Source organism: Streptomyces sp. NPDC091209 (assembly GCF_044757755.1).
Lineage (GTDB): Bacteria > Actinomycetota > Actinomycetes > Streptomycetales > Streptomycetaceae > Streptomyces.
In genome coordinates, this window is record NZ_JBIVVR010000002.1 from 631,999 (window position 1) to 647,026 (window position 15,028).

Consider the following 15,028-nt stretch of genomic DNA (forward strand, 5'->3'; position numbering starts at 1 on the left):
TACAAGACGTTGAGGAGTGCTCGCGAACTCGTTCCCCACCCCCGGCATCCTGTACTCTTTGCGGAGCCCCTCACGTGGCGCTATCTGACTGAACTCCCCCAGGGCCGGAAGGCAGCAAGGGTAGGTTGGCTCTGGCGGGTGCGTGGGGGGCGCTTGCGTTTCCGGAACGGTCGACGGACCGACGCCGGACCCCCACCGGACGGCCGCCGGGACGGATGCCGGGCCGGCCGGGGACCGTACGCCGCCGGGCTCGCGCCAGGGATGCGCTCAGGACGGTCCGTGTTGTCAGTGGGCGCCTATAACCTCGTAGACGTGTCGTCTCTCGCGCTGTACCGCCGTTATCGCCCGGAGTCGTTCGCCGAGGTCATTGGGCAGGAGCATGTCACCGACCCGTTGCAGCAGGCGCTGCGGAACAACCGGGTCAATCACGCGTACCTGTTCAGCGGTCCGCGCGGGTGCGGCAAGACCACGAGCGCGCGCATCCTGGCCCGTTGCCTGAACTGCGAGCAGGGGCCCACACCGACCCCGTGCGGGGAGTGCCAGTCCTGTCAGGACCTCGCCCGCAACGGCCGGGGATCCATCGACGTCATCGAGATCGACGCGGCTTCGCACGGTGGTGTGGACGACGCCCGTGACCTGCGGGAAAAGGCCTTCTTCGGGCCCGCGAGCAGCCGGTACAAGATCTACATCATCGACGAGGCCCACATGGTCACGCCGGCCGGTTTCAACGCGCTGCTGAAGGTCGTCGAGGAACCCCCGGAGCACCTCAAGTTCATCTTCGCCACGACCGAGCCCGAGAAGGTCATCGGGACGATCCGGTCGCGGACCCACCACTACCCGTTCCGGCTGGTGCCCCCGGGGACCCTGCGCGAGTACCTGGGCGAGGTCTGCGGGCAGGAGGGGATTCCTGTCGCGGACGGCGTGCTTCCCCTGGTCGTACGGGCGGGCGCGGGCTCCGTGCGTGACTCCATGTCCGTGATGGACCAGCTGCTCGCGGGTGCCGCCGACGCCGGTGTGACGTACGCCATGGCGACCTCGCTGCTCGGGTACACGGACGGCTCGCTGCTGGACGCCGTCGTCGAGGCGTTCGCGGCGGGGGACGGCGCCGCAGCCTTCGAAGTGGTGGACACCGTCATCGAAGGCGGTAACGACCCGCGGCGATTCGTCGCCGACCTGCTGGAGCGGCTGCGGGACCTGGTCATCCTGGCGGCCGTTCCGGACGCGGCGGAGAAGGGGCTCATCGACGCTCCGGTCAACGTGGTGGAGCGCATGCAGGCGCAGGCCGGGGTCTTCGGCGCCGCCGAGCTGAGCCGGGCCGCCGACCTCGTCAACGACGGGCTGACGGAAATGCGCGGAGCCACCTCGCCGCGCCTCCAGCTCGAACTCATCTGCGCGCGCGTCCTGCTGCCCGCCGCCTACGGGGACGAGCGGTCCCTCATGGCCCGGCTCGACCGGATCGAGCGCGGGGTGAACTTCTCCGGCGGCGGAGCGGCCCCCGCCATGGGCTACGTGCCCGGACCCGAGGCGCACGGCCCGGTGCCGGTCCCGCAGGCCGGACCGGCGGTTCCTCCCGGCGGCGGCCCCGCGGTGGCCCGTGCGGCGGCCCGGGGGGCGGGACAGGGCGCAGGGCAGGTAGCCGGGCCGGTGGGAGCCGGTGAGGGGGCCGGAGCCGTCCCGGGAGCGATGCCCGGGACGTCCGCGCCCGTCGCGCCCGTGGCGCCTGCGGCATCCGTCACCTCCCCGGCTCCGGCGAGTGCGCCCTCGTACGCGCCCGTGGCGCCCGAGCAGCCCGCGGCCCCGCCGGCCGGTGCTCCCGCGGGGGCCGCGCCCGGTGCCTGGCCGACCGCGACCGCCGCCGGTAGCGGCAGGCGCCCCGGCGGCTGGCCCACGGCGACGCCCGCGGGCAGCGGGCAGGCTCCCGCGCCGGCGCCCGCCACCGCCCCCGCTCCTCCCGCCGCCGGACACGGAGCGCCCCAGACGCCCGCTCCGGCCATGGCTCCGGCCGCGGGTGGTCCCGACCCCCGCGTGCTGTGGCCGAACATCCTGGAGGCGGTGAAGAACCGCCGCCGGTTCACCTGGATCCTGCTCAGCCAGAACGCGCAGGTCACGGCCTTCGACGGTACGACGCTGCAGATCGGCTTCGTCAACGCCGGGGCGCGGGACAACTTCGCGAGCAGCGGCAGCGAGGACGTGCTGCGGCAGGCGCTCGCGGAGCAGTTCAACGTGCAGTGGAAGGTCGAGGCCATCGTTGACGCCTCGGGCGGCTCGGCACCGCCGGCCGCTCCGGCGGGCGGCGGTTTCGGCGGCGGAGGCGGTTACGGCGGTGGCGCCGGCGGCTACGGCGGTGGCGGCGGTGGCACCGGCGGTTACGGCGGGGCTCCGGCAGGCCAGCGCCCCGCGCCCCAGCAGCCGTCCGCTCAGGCTTCGGGGCCCCCGGCCCCGCAGTCCGGCCCCTCGGCGGGCCGTGCCCAGGGCCAGGGCATGTCCGCGCCCGCGTCGGCCCCGGCGTACGAGCCGCCGCCGGTCGCCCCCGAGGACGACACCCCCGAGGACGACGACCCCGACCTGGACGAGTCCGCCCTCTCGGGCCACGACCTGATCGTCCGCGAGCTCGGGGCAACGGTGGTCGAGGAGTTCTCGAACGAATGAGGGGCCCGCCCCCGACGCGGCCCCCCACCCCACCGCCTCCGGCGGCACTGTCCGTCCGAGCGCGGCTCCCCGCCGCACAGCTGCGACTTCCCGCCGTACGGCCGCCGCCTCCGGCCGTACCGTCGCTGCCTCTGGCCGCACTGTCCGTACGAGCGCCTCTCCCTGCCGCACCGCTGCGACTTCCCGCCGTACGGCCGCCGCCTCCGGCCGCACCGGCCGTACCGCCGCTGCCTCTGGCCGCACTGTCCGTCCGAGTGCCGCTCCCTGCCGCACCGCTGCGACTTCCCGCCGTACGGCCGTCGCCTCCGGCCGCACTGTCCGTACCGTCGCTGCCCGCCATACCGGCGCGGTTTCACGCTGTTCCGGCACGGCCCTCCGCCGTACCGCCGCTGCCTCCGGCCGCACTGGCCGTACCCGGCGGCACTCCAGCCGTACCCGGCGGTGTTTCCCGCTGTACCGGCCGTGCTTCACGCCATACCGGCGCGGCTTCCCGCCATACCGGCGCCATCTTCCGCCCTGCTGGTGCCACCTCCCGCCGTACGGGCTGTACCGGCGCGACTTCTCCTTGTTCCGGCGCTCCGGCGCCCCCGCATCACCTTCGGCCGACAGGCCCCGGCTGCATCCCGGGGGATGAGCGAACCCTGACCCGCTCAGACCTGCCTGCCCGGACCCGCCCGGTCGGATCCAGGCACGCTCGGACCCCGGCTTCGGGAGCCCGCCGGGCGGTCGGTCTCCGGGGTCGGGGCGGCTCGGGCGGATCTCGGGGGTGCCTCGGAAGCGGTTCCGGGGGGCGGCTCTCGGGGCTCGGGGGACCCGGTTCTCGGAGGATCGCACCAGTGTCGTACCCCGTCCGTTTCGGAAGCCCCCACAAGGGCACCCTCGTGCGGCGGCTAGGCTGACCCCGTGAAGGTCCTTGTCATCGGTGGTGGCGCCCGCGAACACGCCCTGTGCCGCTCCCTGTCCCTCGACCCCGACGTCACCGCCCTGTACTGCGCTCCCGGGAACGCCGGGATCGCGGAGGTGGCGGAGCTGCGCGCGGTCGACGCCCTCGACGGCGCCGCCGTGGCCGCGCTGGCCACGGAGCTCGGCGCCGAGCTGGTGATCGTGGGCCCGGAGGCCCCGCTCGTCGCCGGTGTCGCCGACGCCGTGCGCGCGGCGGGCATCCCCTGCTTCGGTCCCTCCGGGGAGGCCGCGCAGCTTGAGGGCTCCAAGGCGTTCGCGAAAGACGTGATGGCGGGTGCCGGCGTCCCCACGGCACGCTCGTACGTCTGCGCGACGCCCGAGGAGGTCGAGGAGGCGCTCGACGCGTTCGGAGCGCCGTACGTCGTGAAGGACGACGGACTGGCGGCCGGCAAGGGCGTCGTCGTGACCGACGACCTCGAGACGGCGCGGGCGCACGCCAACGCCTGCGACCGCGTCGTCATCGAGGAGTTCCTCGACGGTCCCGAGGTCTCCCTCTTCGCGATCACCGACGGCACGACCGTCGTCCCGCTCCAGCCCGCCCAGGACTTCAAGCGCGCGCTGGACGGCGACCAGGGCCCGAACACCGGCGGCATGGGCGCGTACTCGCCGCTGCCCTGGGCGGACCCGAAGCTCGTCGACGAGGTCATGGAGACCGTCCTCCAGCCGACCGTCGACGAACTGCGCCGCCGCGGCACGCCGTTCTCAGGACTTCTGTACGCCGGTCTGGCGATCACCAGCCGTGGCGTGCGGGTCATCGAGTTCAACGCCCGCTTCGGCGACCCCGAGACCCAGGTGGTCCTCGCCCGTCTGAAGACCCCGCTCGCCGGTGTCCTGCTGGCGTCCGCGAACGGCACCCTCGCCGATCTGGAACCGCTGCGCTGGAGCGACGACGCGGCGGTCACCGTGGTCGTGGCCTCGCACAACTACCCGGACACCCCGCGCACCGGCGACCCGATCACCGGGCTCGACGCGGTGGCCGCGGAGGACGCCCCGCACGCCTACGTCCTGCACGCCGGCACCCGGCACGAGGGCGGGGCGGTGGTGAGCGCGGGCGGCCGTGTGCTGTCCGTCACAGCGATCGGATCCGGCCTCGTCGAGGCCCGCGAGCGGGCCTACGCGGCGGTCGCCCGCATCGGTCTGGAGGGTTCGCAGCACCGCACGGACATCGCGGCGAAGGCGGCGGCCGAGGCATAGACCCCAGGTCCCCATAGCATCACCGGGCCCCGGATTCCGTACGGAATCCGGGGCTTTGTGGTGCCGCGTCCGGGTGCCGCGACCTGCGGGTTTCCGTGGAGAACGGAGGGTCCGGCCAAGGACCGTCGTCATCCACCTTTCCCCAGAGCCATTCCATCGAGTGACCGATGGCCTATCCAGCTGACGAGGGCCGGGGCCCCAACTAGGGTGCGGCGAAAGCATTCCGGCACTTGGCCCACCGGCATTGCGATGTCGGTGGCGGGTGCCACAGTGGGGGAGTGACCAACGCCAGGGAATCCGTCGGCTCCGGCAGTGAGAACGCCGGGGCCCGGCGGACAATAGGGGGTGACGTCCGGTCGTGACCGGTATGGGTGTGGAGGTGGGCGCGCAGACCGCGCGCTCCCGGGCTCTCGCCGTGCTGCGCGTCCGCAGCAGGGCGCTGGCCGTCGCCCTGCTGCCCGCGGCCGTGGCCGTCGTGCTGCTCGTCGGTGGCTCCACCGGCCGCATCACCGGTGGGCCCTGGGGGATCGCGCGGTGGATCGTGACGGTCCTCGCCGTCGTCGTTCTTCTCGCGGCGGCGGGCATCGCGCTCCTGGTGGCCCGTGCCCGGCCCGCGATGAGCCCCACGGTCCCGATCTCCGAGGAGTCGGCCCCCGATCTCTACCGGATGGTCCGTGACCTGGCGGACCGACTCGAGGTTCCGGCTCCCTCGGCGATAGCGCTCACTCCCGACTGCGACAGCTGGCTGGAGGACCGCACCCACCGGGCGCACGGCCGGTTCTCGTCGGGCGGCGCGGACGCACCGGCGGGCACGGACAGCCGGCGCGGGAGCCTGGTCGGCGGCCGCCCGGTACCGGTGCTGGCGAGCCACGCCCGCCGGGTCTCCGCCGCCCCCGTCCTCGTCATCGGTTCCCCCTTCCTGTGGTGGATGCGGGTCGGCGAGCTGCGGGCGGTCCTCGCCCCGGTCGTCGCCGGTACGGGCCCGTCGGCGCACCCGGACATAGCCGCGGCGCGCCGGTTCGTCCGTGGTCTGGACGCGGCCGTGGCCGTGACCTCGGCCCCCGGCCGTGACCCGCTCTCCCGCACGGTCCTGGCCGGTGCGGGCTGGGTGACCCGTCTCCTGCTGCGCGGCTGCCGGGTCCATGCCGCCGAAATGGAGCGGGGTGTGGCGTCCGCGGCGGCCGAGCGCGCCCAGGCCGTGGACTACGGCGTGCGGATCGTCGCCCAGGAACAGGTGGGTCTGGCGTACGCGGGCTGGGACCGCCTGCTGACCCGTGTCGCGCTGCCCGCCTGGCGGATGGGCCGCTGGCCCTCCCGGCTGGACGTGGGCGTCGTCGCCGCCCTGACCGAGCTGTCCCGCCGCGACCGGCTGGCCGAGGGCTTCACCTCCCGGCTCGGTGAACGCCCGGCCTGCGACCTGCTCGAAGAGCCCGGCACGGTGGACGAGGCGGCCTCGCTGCTCGCCGCCCGGCTCTTCCACGGCGGTCCCGCGGAGGCCGGCCCCGACTGGGCGCCGGTCGACTGGCAGGACTACCCGGACGAGGTCGTCGACCGTAAGTGGCGCACCGACGCGGCCCGCCTGCACCGGGTCCTGGACGCGCTCGGCGTCCGGCACCCCGCCGACCCCGCGCTGCCGGAGGCGGACGGACCGACCCTGGCCCGGGTGCTGGACCACCTGTCCGCGCCGCAAGGAGCCACGCCCGCCCCGGAACCGCACCCGCAGGCCGCCCTCGCGGTCCACCGCACGGAGGCCTACGGGGAGATGGGGATCGCCGAGAGCGACGATCCGGAACTCGCCGTGGGGAACGAGCGGTCGGCCGCCCTGGCGGCCGGGATCACCGCCGAGGTCGCCCGCGAGGAGGCGTCCGCCCCGGCGGCGCCCCCGCCCACCGGGGGCGCCGAGCAGCAGGGACCCGACCACGCCCTCTGGGACGACCGGATGCTTCCGCTGTTCCCTCTCCAGCCGCCCAGGACCGGTCGTGAACTGCTGGCCGACCACGTCACGGCGATGGTCTGCTGCGCCGCGATGGACACCGCCGGGGCGGCTCCCGGACTCGACTGGCTGGACGGCCCGTCCCTCCTCGTCGCCGGTGAACGGGCGGCGGACCTCGGCCCGAGGGTCCTCACCCTCATAGAGACCGGGGACCCCACTCCCCTGCGGGACTGGCTCCGCCATCTCGGAGTCCGCCCGGAGAAACCCGTCCGCCTGGTCTGACGACCGTCCGGCGGCCGACTCCCCCCACACTCGCAGCCACTCCGGCCCAGCCGGAGCCACCCGTTCCACTCACGTCAATTCGCGACGAACGGTGACGGACTGCGTGCGTAATGTGATGTGCTGGGACCGATCGCGCACAGCGCAAGGGCTTACCAGTACGACGGGGGAACGAGGGAGGGGAGCGGGCATGGGATCGGAGCAGATCCGCCGCTGGGAGTCGGGAGCACTCGCGCACGCCGTCACGGACCCCTTCGGCCAGGGCCCGGTTCCCTGGCTCCGCGGCAGTGAGACCTATTTCGACGACACCGGCCATGTCGTCCCCTGGTACCTGGACCCCGACACACCCCAGGCGCCCCAGCCGGCGACCGACGCCTCACGGATCCCGGCCCCGCGCTCCACCTCCCGCACCCGCCCGCGCACCGGTCCCGGAGGTCCCCGCTCCGCCGACGACGTCCGCCGCCAGATCAAGGGCTTCACCACCACGGGTGCCGCCGCCCCCGGCGAGTCCATCGACTTCCATGTCACGGTCGACCCGCCGCAGGAGTTCAGCGTCGACATCTACCGCATCGGCCACTACGGCGGCGACGGCGCCAGCAAGATCACCACAAGCCCCCGGCTCTCCGGCATCGTCCAGCCGCCGCCGCTCGCCGCCGACCGCACGGTCTCCTGCCATCACTGGTGGCTGTCCTGGCGCCTGCAGATCCCGTCCTACTGGAACGTCGGCGCCTATGTCGCCGTCCTCACCACCGTCGACGGCTACCGCTCCCACGTTCCCTTCACCGTCCGCAACCACCAGACGGCCGACCTGCTCCTGCTGCTCCCGGACATCACCTGGCAGGCGTACAACCTGTACCCGGAGGACGGCCACACCGGCGCCAGCCTCTACCACGCGTGGGACGAGAACGGCCGACTGCTCGGGGAGGCCGACGCGGCGACGACCGTCTCGTTCGACCGCCCCTACGCGGGCGCGGGCCTCCCCCTCCATGTGGGGCACGCCTACGACTTCATCCGCTGGGCCGAGCGTTACGGATACGACCTCGCGTACGCCGACGCCCGCGATCTGCACGCCGGCCGCGTCGACCCCACCCGCTACCGCGGCCTGGTCTTCCCGGGCCACGACGAGTACTGGTCGCCGCAGATGCGCCGCACCGCGGAACTCGCCCGAGAGCACGGCACCTCGCTCGTCTTCCTCTCCGCCAACACGATGTACTGGCAGGTGGAGCTGGGGCCTTCCCCGTCGGGCGTCGCCGACCGGCTGCTGACCTGCCGAAAACGCCGGGGCCCGGGCAAGCCCGCCCTGTGGCGGGAGATCGACCGCCCGGAGCAGCAGCTCATCGGCATCCAGTACGCGGGACGCGTCCCCGAACCGCACCCCCTGATCGTCCGCAACGCCGACCACTGGCTGTGGGAGGCGACCGGCGCCCACGACGGCGACGAGGTGGAGGGCATGGTCGCGGGCGAGGCGGACCGTTACTTCCCGCGCACCCCGCTGCCGGAGCACCAGGACCGGATCCTGCTCGCGCACTCCCCGTACCCGGACAGCGAGGGCGTCCCCCGCCATCAGGAGACCTCGCTCTACCGGGCCCCGTCCGGCGCCCTGGTCTTCGCGTCCGGAACGTTCGCGTGGTCTCCGGCCCTCGACCGCCCGGGCCACGTGGACGCCCGTATCCAGCGGGCGACCGCCAATCTCCTCGACCGCATCTGCAAACACGACTGAGGAAGCCCCGCCGGGCACCGCGCGGCACACCCGCGCCGAGGGCACCCGGACCCGCTTGGCGCGCCCCTGTCCAAACCCGCTCGCCCCATACGGGAGAATCGAGGCAGTTGGACATAACCACGGGGAGGAACCGTGTCCGGATTCGTCGAAAAGCCCGAGCCCCTTCAGGTGCCGGGTCTGGTACATCTGCACACCGGCAAGGTGCGCGACCTGTACCAGAACGAGGCGGGCGACCTCGTGATGGTCGCCAGCGACCGCATCTCCGCCTACGACTGGGTTCTCCCCACCGAGATCCCCGACAAGGGCCGCACACTCACCCAGCTCTCCCTGTGGTGGTTCGACCAGCTCGCCGAGCTGGCGCCCAACCATGTGGTGAGCACCGACCTCCCGCCGGGCGCCCCGGCCGACTGGGCCGGCCGCACCCTGATCTGCAAGTCCCTGCGGATGGCTCCCGTCGAGTGCGTCGCCCGCGGCTATCTGACCGGCTCGGGACTCGTCGAGTACAACGCGTCCCGCACGGTCTGCGGCCTCGCGCTCCCCGAGGGTCTCGTCGACGGCTCGGAACTCCCCGCGCCGATCTTCACCCCGGCCACCAAGGCCGCGGTCGGCGAGCACGACGAGAACGTGTCGTACGAGGAGGTCGCCCGTCAGGTCGGCGCCGACACCGCCGCCGAGCTGCGCCAGGCGACCCTCGCCCTCTACGGCCGCGCCCGTGACATCGCCCGGGACCGGGGCATCATCCTCGCGGACACCAAGTTCGAGTTCGGCTACGAGGGCGAGACGCTAGTCCTGGCCGACGAGGTGCTGACCCCGGACTCCTCGCGCTTCTGGCCGGCCGACGCCTGGGAGCCGGGCCACGCGCAGTCGTCCTTCGACAAGCAGTACGTCCGCGACTGGCTGACCTCCGCGGAGTCGGGCTGGGACCGCAAGAGCGAGCAGCCGCCGCCCGCCCTGCCCGAGCGCGTCGTGGAGGCCACCCGCGCCAAGTACATCGAGGCGTACGAGCGTCTGACGGGCGTCAGCTGGACCTGACCCCGTCCCGGGCCCGGCCGTCGGCCGGGCCCGGGAGCCGCCCGAGCCGGACGGTGCGAAGGATGTCCCGCCCCGGCAGAGCCCACGAAGAAGCCCCCGACCACAGGTCGGGGGCTTCTTTACTGGAGCGGACGACCAGGTTCGAACTGGCGACCTCAACCTTGGCAAGGTTGCGCTCTACCAACTGAGCTACGTCCGCATGCGCCGTGGCGCGAGAGCTACTATACCCAACCTTGCTCCCGTGCGAGACGCACTGCCGTGTGTCGGTTCTCGGCGCCGAGCTTGGACGCGGCCGACGACAGATAGTTCCGTACGGTCCCCTGGGACAGCGCGGCCCGCTCCGCGATCTCCGCCACGGGCGCCCCGTCGGCGGCGAATTCGAGTACCTCGGCCTCGCGCGCGGTCAGCGGCGAGTCCCCGGCGGAGATCGCGTCGGCGGCCAACTCCGGGTCCACATAACGGTTTCCCGCGTGCACGGTCCGGATGATCTCAGCGAGCCGACGCGCGCTGACGGTCTTCGGGACGAACCCGCGCACACCTGCCGCAAGCGCCCGCTTCAGATGCCCCGGCCGCCCGTGACTCGTCACGATCAGCACCTGGCAGCCCGGCAGTTCGGCCCGCAGGGATGTGGCCACGCTCACACCGTCCGCTCCCGGCATCTGAAGATCGAGGACGGCGACATCGGGCACATGGGCCCGCGCCATCGCCAGCGCCTCCGGCCCGGTCGCCGCCTCGGCCACCACGACGAGGTCGTCCTCCAGCCCGAGCAGCGCGGCCAGGGCTCCCCGGATCAGATGCTCGTCGTCGGCGAGCAGCAGCCGTACGGGGGCGTCGGGTGTCGACGCGCCGGGCGGTACGGACGTCGTCGGTACGGACGTCATGGGGTGGCCTCTCTCACCTGGTGCGGAACGGGCGGGGGCGCCGACCCTCGCCGCCTCTCGCCGTTCCCGGAGCCCGAGCTCCCGTCTCCGTGGCGGTCGCTGTCGCTGTCCGTGGTTCTGTCCCTGTCCCTGTCCCGGCCCCGATCCCCTTCTCCGTCCCGGTCCCGATCCTCTTTTCCGCCCTGGTCCCGATCCCCTTTTCTGCCCTGGTATCTGTCTCCGATCGGGGAGGCGGACAGCGGTACTTCCGCCGTCAGCCGGAACACCCCGCCGTTCGCGCCGGCCCGCAGTACCCCGTCCACCTCCCCCAACCGCTCCCGCAGCCCCACGAGCCCGGTCCCTCTCCGCCGCCCGGAGTCGCCCTCCGGTCCGGGGTCCGGTCCCGTCCGGTCCGGCACCCCGTCGTTCTCGACGGTGAGGGTCACCCGCTCCTCCGTCACGCGCAGGGACAGCGCGCACCTCTTGGCGTCCCCGTGCCGCAGCACGTTCGTGGTCGCCTCCCGCACGACCCAGCCGAGCGCCGACTGCACCTGCGCGGGCAGTTCCGCGGCGGTGGCGGTGATGTCGCAGTCGATGCCCGCCGCGGTCAACACCCCTTGGGCTCCGGCCAGTTCGTTGGTCAGGTCGGCGTCGCGGTAGCCCCGTACGACCTCGCGCACCTCCCGCTGGGACTCCCGGGCGATCCGCTGCACCTCGGTCATCTGGTCCACGGCCTCGGTCCGTCCGCGTCTGGCCAGCTGCACGGCGAGTTCGCTCTTGAGGGCGATCACCGCGAGGTTGCGGCCCATCACGTCGTGCAGATCGCGGCCGAAGCGCAGCCGCTCCTCGGCGACGGCGAGCCGGGCGCGGGTCTCGCGGGCCTCGTCGAGTTCGTAGACGGCGTCGAGCAGCCAGACGGAGAAGGCCGCGGTGAACGTGAGGAAACCGGCGGTGAGCAGGACCAGGACGGCGGTGACCAGCGCGGCGGAGCCAGGGAAGCCGAGGGGGAGGGAGAGCGCGCCGGCACCCGCCGCCGCGCCGAGGACGGCGTAGGTCATCCGGCGTTTGCGGCGAGTCCCGAGCGCGACCGTGCCCGTGCCGAACGCGGTGACACCGACGAGCACCGAGGAGGCGACCAGGTATTGGCCGTCGCTCGCCGGGTGCCACGGGGTGCCCGAGACGACGGCCCCGACGACGGCCACGACGCAGGTGCTCACGGCCAGCGCGAGCAGCGTCCGCCGGGGCTGTTCGCGGGTACCGCGCGTCCAGTCCAGCGCCCGCGAGGCGGTCACCGCGCAGAACACGGAGTGCCCGCACACCAGTAGGAACAGGATCCAGGACCGTCCCGTCGACACGTCCCCGAAGAGGGGCAGTCCGATCGAGGCGGCTTCGAGCACGGTGAAGAAGTGGAACGACCACCGTGTGTACGTCTCGACCTTCGCCGGTGTGCTCTTGCCCCGCCACCAGCCGGACGGCCTGCCCATGCCCACCCCCGCGTCCGTGGTCACCGCCGCGGCTCCCAGCGGAACCACCGTCGTACAGCAAACACCGCGATCACGGTCCAGGCCACCGCCGTGAAGAGGGCGCCCGCGGTGTCGTGTGCGGAGAGGTGCCCGGTCCAGCCGCCGCGGATCAGGGTGATCACCGGGGTGAGCGGCAGCAGTTCGCAGAACCGGGCCATGCCGTCGGGCAGCATCTCCAGGGGGATGAAGGTCCCGGAGCCGACCAGCGACACCAGGGTCAGGGGCGTGGCCGCGAACTGGGCCCCCTCGACGCTCCTGCTGAAGCTCGCGGTGACGGCGGCGAGCGCCGGCCAGGTGATGAGTGCCAGCAGGAGCCCCAGCAGGACGAGTTGGGGTTTCTCGGGGGTTCCGACACCGAGTGTCACCCGGTAGGCGACGGTCAGGATCAGGCACTGGGCGAGACCGATCGCCACCGAGGGCAGCGCGGCGCCCGCGAGGATCTCCAGGTCCCGCAGCTCTCCGGTGCGCAGCCGCTTGAGGACGAGTTCCTCGCGGCGGGCCGCGTACACGCTCACCAGGGAGCTGTAGACGGCGAAGAGGAGCGAGAAGCCGATGGAGGAGGGGAGCAGGATCGACCCGACGGTGAGTCCGGTGCCCTTCAGGTTCATCGTGTCGACGTTCGAGCGGAGCATGAACGGCATGACCAGCGGTACGAACACCGCCGCCGCGAGGGTCGCCTTGGTGCGGCCCAGCAGCGTCAGTTCGGCGCGGGCCAGTGCTCTCGTCCGGCCGGCGGCCGTGGTCCTCGGCGTGCCGGCCCGGGTGGTGACTGCCGTTGCGCTCATGCCGCTGTCCCCCTCTTCCGCGCTTTCGCGGCGGTCCTGTTGTTCCGGGCGTTCCCGGTTGTGCCCTTTCGGGAGAACCCGGGCATCCTGCGGGCGTCCGAGGCCGGTTCCGCCGTCCTCGGCCCGTTCGCGCCCCGCGCCGCCTCCCGCGCGATCCGAAGGAAGGCCTCCTCCAGCGAGGCCGAGCGCACATCGAGCCCCCGCAGCTCGACCCTTGCCCGCTCGGCCCACACGAGCAGGGCGGTGGCCGTCCGTTGCAGCTCGTGGGTGCGCAGCCTGATCACGCGGCCCGCCGTCTCGTGGCCGCTGACGCCGAGCTCCGGCAGCGGGGGCAGGTCGCCGGGGAAGTAGCCTTCGGGCAGCTCGAAGGAGACGTGCGACGGCTGGGAGGCGGTCACTTCGGCCGGAGTGCCGACGGCCGCGATACGTCCTTCGTGGAGGATCGCCAGCCGGTCGGCGAGTACCTCCGCCTCCTCCAGATAGTGGGTGGTCAGCAGGACCGTGGTCCCGCCGTCGCGCAGTTCACGGATCAACTCCCAGGTGTTCCGGCGGCCTTCCACGTCGAGTCCGGTCGTGGGCTCGTCGAGGAAGACGACCTCGGGGTCGCCGAGGAGTGCGAGCGCCAGGTCCAGGCGCCGCTTCTCACCGCCGGACAACTGCTTCACACGGACGCCGGAGCGGTGCGCGAGACCGGCCCTGTCCAGCGCCTGTTCCAGGGGCCGGGCCCCGCTGGTGCACGCGGCCCACATCCGTGCGGTCTCCGTGACCGTCAGCTCGGAAGGGAAGCCGCCTTCCTGGAGCATCATGCCGATACGGGGCCGTAGAGCGGCCCGGTCCGCGTACGGATCGTGCCCGAGAACCCGCACGCGTCCGCCGGCGGGGGACGCCAGACCCTCGATCAGCTCGACGGTGGATGTCTTGCCCGCGCCATTGGTGCCGAGAAGAGCGAAGAGCTCACCGCGGCCCACGGAGAAGGTGACTCCGCGCACCGCCTCGAAATCTCTTCCGTCGCCCCCGTACACGCGTCGCAGATCCGTGACCTCGATCACGTCGACTTGCTCGTTCGTGTTCATGGAATCAGCGTCCCGGCGGACGGGCCCCGGCAGCAGTGCGCGTTGTCATCACTCCGCATGACAAATGTCAGACGGCACCCGGACATGAGCGGCCTGCGCACACGAAGAAGCCCCCGACCTGAGGTCAGGGGCTTCTTTCTGGAGCGGACGACCAGGTTCGAACTGGCGACCTCAACCTTGGCAAGGTTGCGCTCTACCAACTGAGCTACGTCCGCATTGCCGCCGACCGGCTTCCACCGATCGGCGCGAGCACCACCCTACCCGATCGACAACTGTGATCGGTAAGCGATGCAGAGCGGGTGACAGGAATTGCACACTGCGCCTTCCCCCTGGAAGGGGGATGTTCTGCTACTGAACTACACCCGCACGACCTTGGCTTCCGGCTTTTCCGTCCGGGCCCCTCGGCGTGTTCCAGACTCTAGCTGATCAGGCGGGGGTCAGCGCAAGTCGGTTGTTCCAGGGTCCGGCGGAGGGGTCTTGCGGAGCCGGCGGAGGGTCTCGCGGCACCAGGCCCGGGGTGCCCGCCCGGGGTGCCCGCCCGGGGCGCCGGCTCAGTGCGCCTCGGCGAACGCCTCGTAGACCTTCTTGGGGATCCGGCCGCGCGGCGGCACGTCCATCTTGTTGGAGCGGGCCCAGGCGCGGACCGCGGCCGGGTCGGGCGTCAGCGCGGTGTGCGTGTACGCCTTCCCGGACTTCGACTGCTTGCGGCCGGCCTCGACGTACGGCTCGAGCGCCTTACGCAGTTCCTTGGCATTGGCTGGATTCAGGTCGATCTCGTACGACTTGCCGTCGAGTCCGAAGGCGATCGTTTCCGCCGCTTCCGAGCCGTCGATGTCGTCAAAGAGAGTGACCACGACACGCTGCGCCACGAATATCGGTCCCTTCGTGCGGCACCTCCGCGATCAACGGTCATGACGTGCGCGGACGTCACGGAGTTGTCGGGGAGATGTCGACTGTCCGGCTGTTATCGAGCAAAGTATCGGCTATTGCCAATTCATTTGTACAGTGCCCGGCATT

10 protein-coding genes, 3 tRNA genes and 1 other RNA gene are annotated in these 15,028 nt (G+C 72.5%); 6 read left to right on the forward strand and 8 right to left on the reverse strand.

Annotated features, from left to right (window positions below):
• Positions 1-61: 61 nt before the first annotated feature.
• The 6 genes from ffs (at position 62) to ACIQRL_RS09865 (ending at position 9,770) form a co-directional block, all read left to right on the forward strand.
• Positions 62-160, forward strand: an RNA gene (ffs, locus tag ACIQRL_RS09840) — signal recognition particle sRNA small type.
• Positions 161-312: 152 nt separating this feature from the next.
• Positions 313-2,649 carry a DNA polymerase III subunit gamma and tau gene (locus ACIQRL_RS09845; RefSeq protein WP_401329378.1) on the forward strand — a complete coding sequence of 779 codons (2,337 nt, stop codon included), beginning with the start codon at positions 313-315 and terminating at the stop codon, positions 2,647-2,649.
• 903 nt (positions 2,650-3,552) lie between these two features.
• Positions 3,553-4,806: a phosphoribosylamine--glycine ligase gene (gene purD, locus ACIQRL_RS09850; protein ID WP_401329381.1), complete on the forward strand. Its 1,254-nt coding sequence runs from the start codon at positions 3,553-3,555 to the stop codon at positions 4,804-4,806.
• A 367-nt stretch (positions 4,807-5,173) separates the two neighbouring features.
• Positions 5,174-7,021, forward strand: a complete 1,848-nt coding sequence (locus ACIQRL_RS09855) for a hypothetical protein (RefSeq protein WP_401329592.1) — start codon at positions 5,174-5,176, stop codon at positions 7,019-7,021.
• 187 nt (positions 7,022-7,208) lie between these two features.
• Entirely contained in the window at positions 7,209-8,738 is a 1,530-nt protein-coding gene (locus ACIQRL_RS09860; protein ID WP_401329383.1) for a N,N-dimethylformamidase beta subunit family domain-containing protein, read from the forward strand.
• Between the two features lie 132 nt (positions 8,739-8,870).
• Positions 8,871-9,770 (forward strand): phosphoribosylaminoimidazolesuccinocarboxamide synthase, encoded by a 900-nt coding sequence (locus ACIQRL_RS09865; protein WP_401329386.1) that lies wholly within the window; start codon positions 8,871-8,873, stop codon positions 9,768-9,770.
• A 123-nt stretch (positions 9,771-9,893) separates the two neighbouring features.
• Here ACIQRL_RS09865 and ACIQRL_RS09870 read toward each other — a convergent pair.
• From ACIQRL_RS09870 to ACIQRL_RS09905, 8 genes are all read right to left on the reverse strand, one after another.
• Positions 9,894-9,969: transfer RNA gene (locus tag ACIQRL_RS09870), tRNA-Gly, on the reverse strand.
• 22 nt (positions 9,970-9,991) lie between these two features.
• Positions 9,992-10,651, reverse strand: coding sequence for a response regulator (locus ACIQRL_RS09875; RefSeq protein WP_401329389.1), 660 nt, complete (start codon positions 10,649-10,651; stop codon positions 9,992-9,994).
• Positions 10,648-12,114 carry a sensor histidine kinase gene (locus ACIQRL_RS09880; RefSeq protein ID WP_401329594.1) on the reverse strand — a complete coding sequence of 489 codons (1,467 nt, stop codon included), beginning with the start codon at positions 12,112-12,114 and terminating at the stop codon, positions 10,648-10,650. The genes ACIQRL_RS09875 and ACIQRL_RS09880 overlap by 4 nt, the downstream gene beginning before the upstream one ends.
• 20 nt (positions 12,115-12,134) lie before the next feature.
• The gene (locus ACIQRL_RS09885) at positions 12,135-12,938 is read right to left on the reverse strand and encodes an ABC transporter permease (RefSeq protein WP_401329392.1); all 804 of its coding nucleotides are present in this window, start codon (positions 12,936-12,938) and stop codon (positions 12,135-12,137) included.
• On the reverse strand, positions 12,935-14,011 hold the full coding sequence (locus ACIQRL_RS09890; protein WP_401329395.1) for an ABC transporter ATP-binding protein: 1,077 nt from the start codon (positions 14,009-14,011) through the stop codon (positions 12,935-12,937). The genes ACIQRL_RS09885 and ACIQRL_RS09890 overlap by 4 nt, the downstream gene beginning before the upstream one ends.
• A gap of 139 nt (positions 14,012-14,150) precedes the next feature.
• Positions 14,151-14,226 (reverse strand) — tRNA-Gly (locus ACIQRL_RS09895).
• A gap of 79 nt (positions 14,227-14,305) precedes the next feature.
• Positions 14,306-14,377: transfer RNA gene (locus ACIQRL_RS09900), tRNA-Gly, on the reverse strand.
• A gap of 185 nt (positions 14,378-14,562) precedes the next feature.
• Positions 14,563-14,880 (reverse strand): Lsr2 family protein, encoded by a 318-nt coding sequence (locus ACIQRL_RS09905; RefSeq protein WP_401329398.1) that lies wholly within the window; start codon positions 14,878-14,880, stop codon positions 14,563-14,565.
• Positions 14,881-15,028: the final 148 nt, after the last annotated feature.

Coding starts and splice junctions, on each gene's coding strand:
- ACIQRL_RS09880 (WP_401329594.1), bottom strand. CDS start 12,114: ATGGGCAGGCCGTCCGGCTGGTGGCGGGGCAAGAGCACACCGGCGAAG.
- ACIQRL_RS09875 (WP_401329389.1), bottom strand. CDS start 10,651: ATGACGTCCGTACCGACGACGTCCGTACCGCCCGGCGCGTCGACACCC.
- ACIQRL_RS09855 (WP_401329592.1), top strand. CDS start 5,174: ATGGGTGTGGAGGTGGGCGCGCAGACCGCGCGCTCCCGGGCTCTCGCC.
- ACIQRL_RS09860 (WP_401329383.1), top strand. CDS start 7,209: ATGGGATCGGAGCAGATCCGCCGCTGGGAGTCGGGAGCACTCGCGCAC.
- ACIQRL_RS09885 (WP_401329392.1), bottom strand. CDS start 12,938: ATGAGCGCAACGGCAGTCACCACCCGGGCCGGCACGCCGAGGACCACG.
- ACIQRL_RS09890 (WP_401329395.1), bottom strand. CDS start 14,011: ATGAACACGAACGAGCAAGTCGACGTGATCGAGGTCACGGATCTGCGA.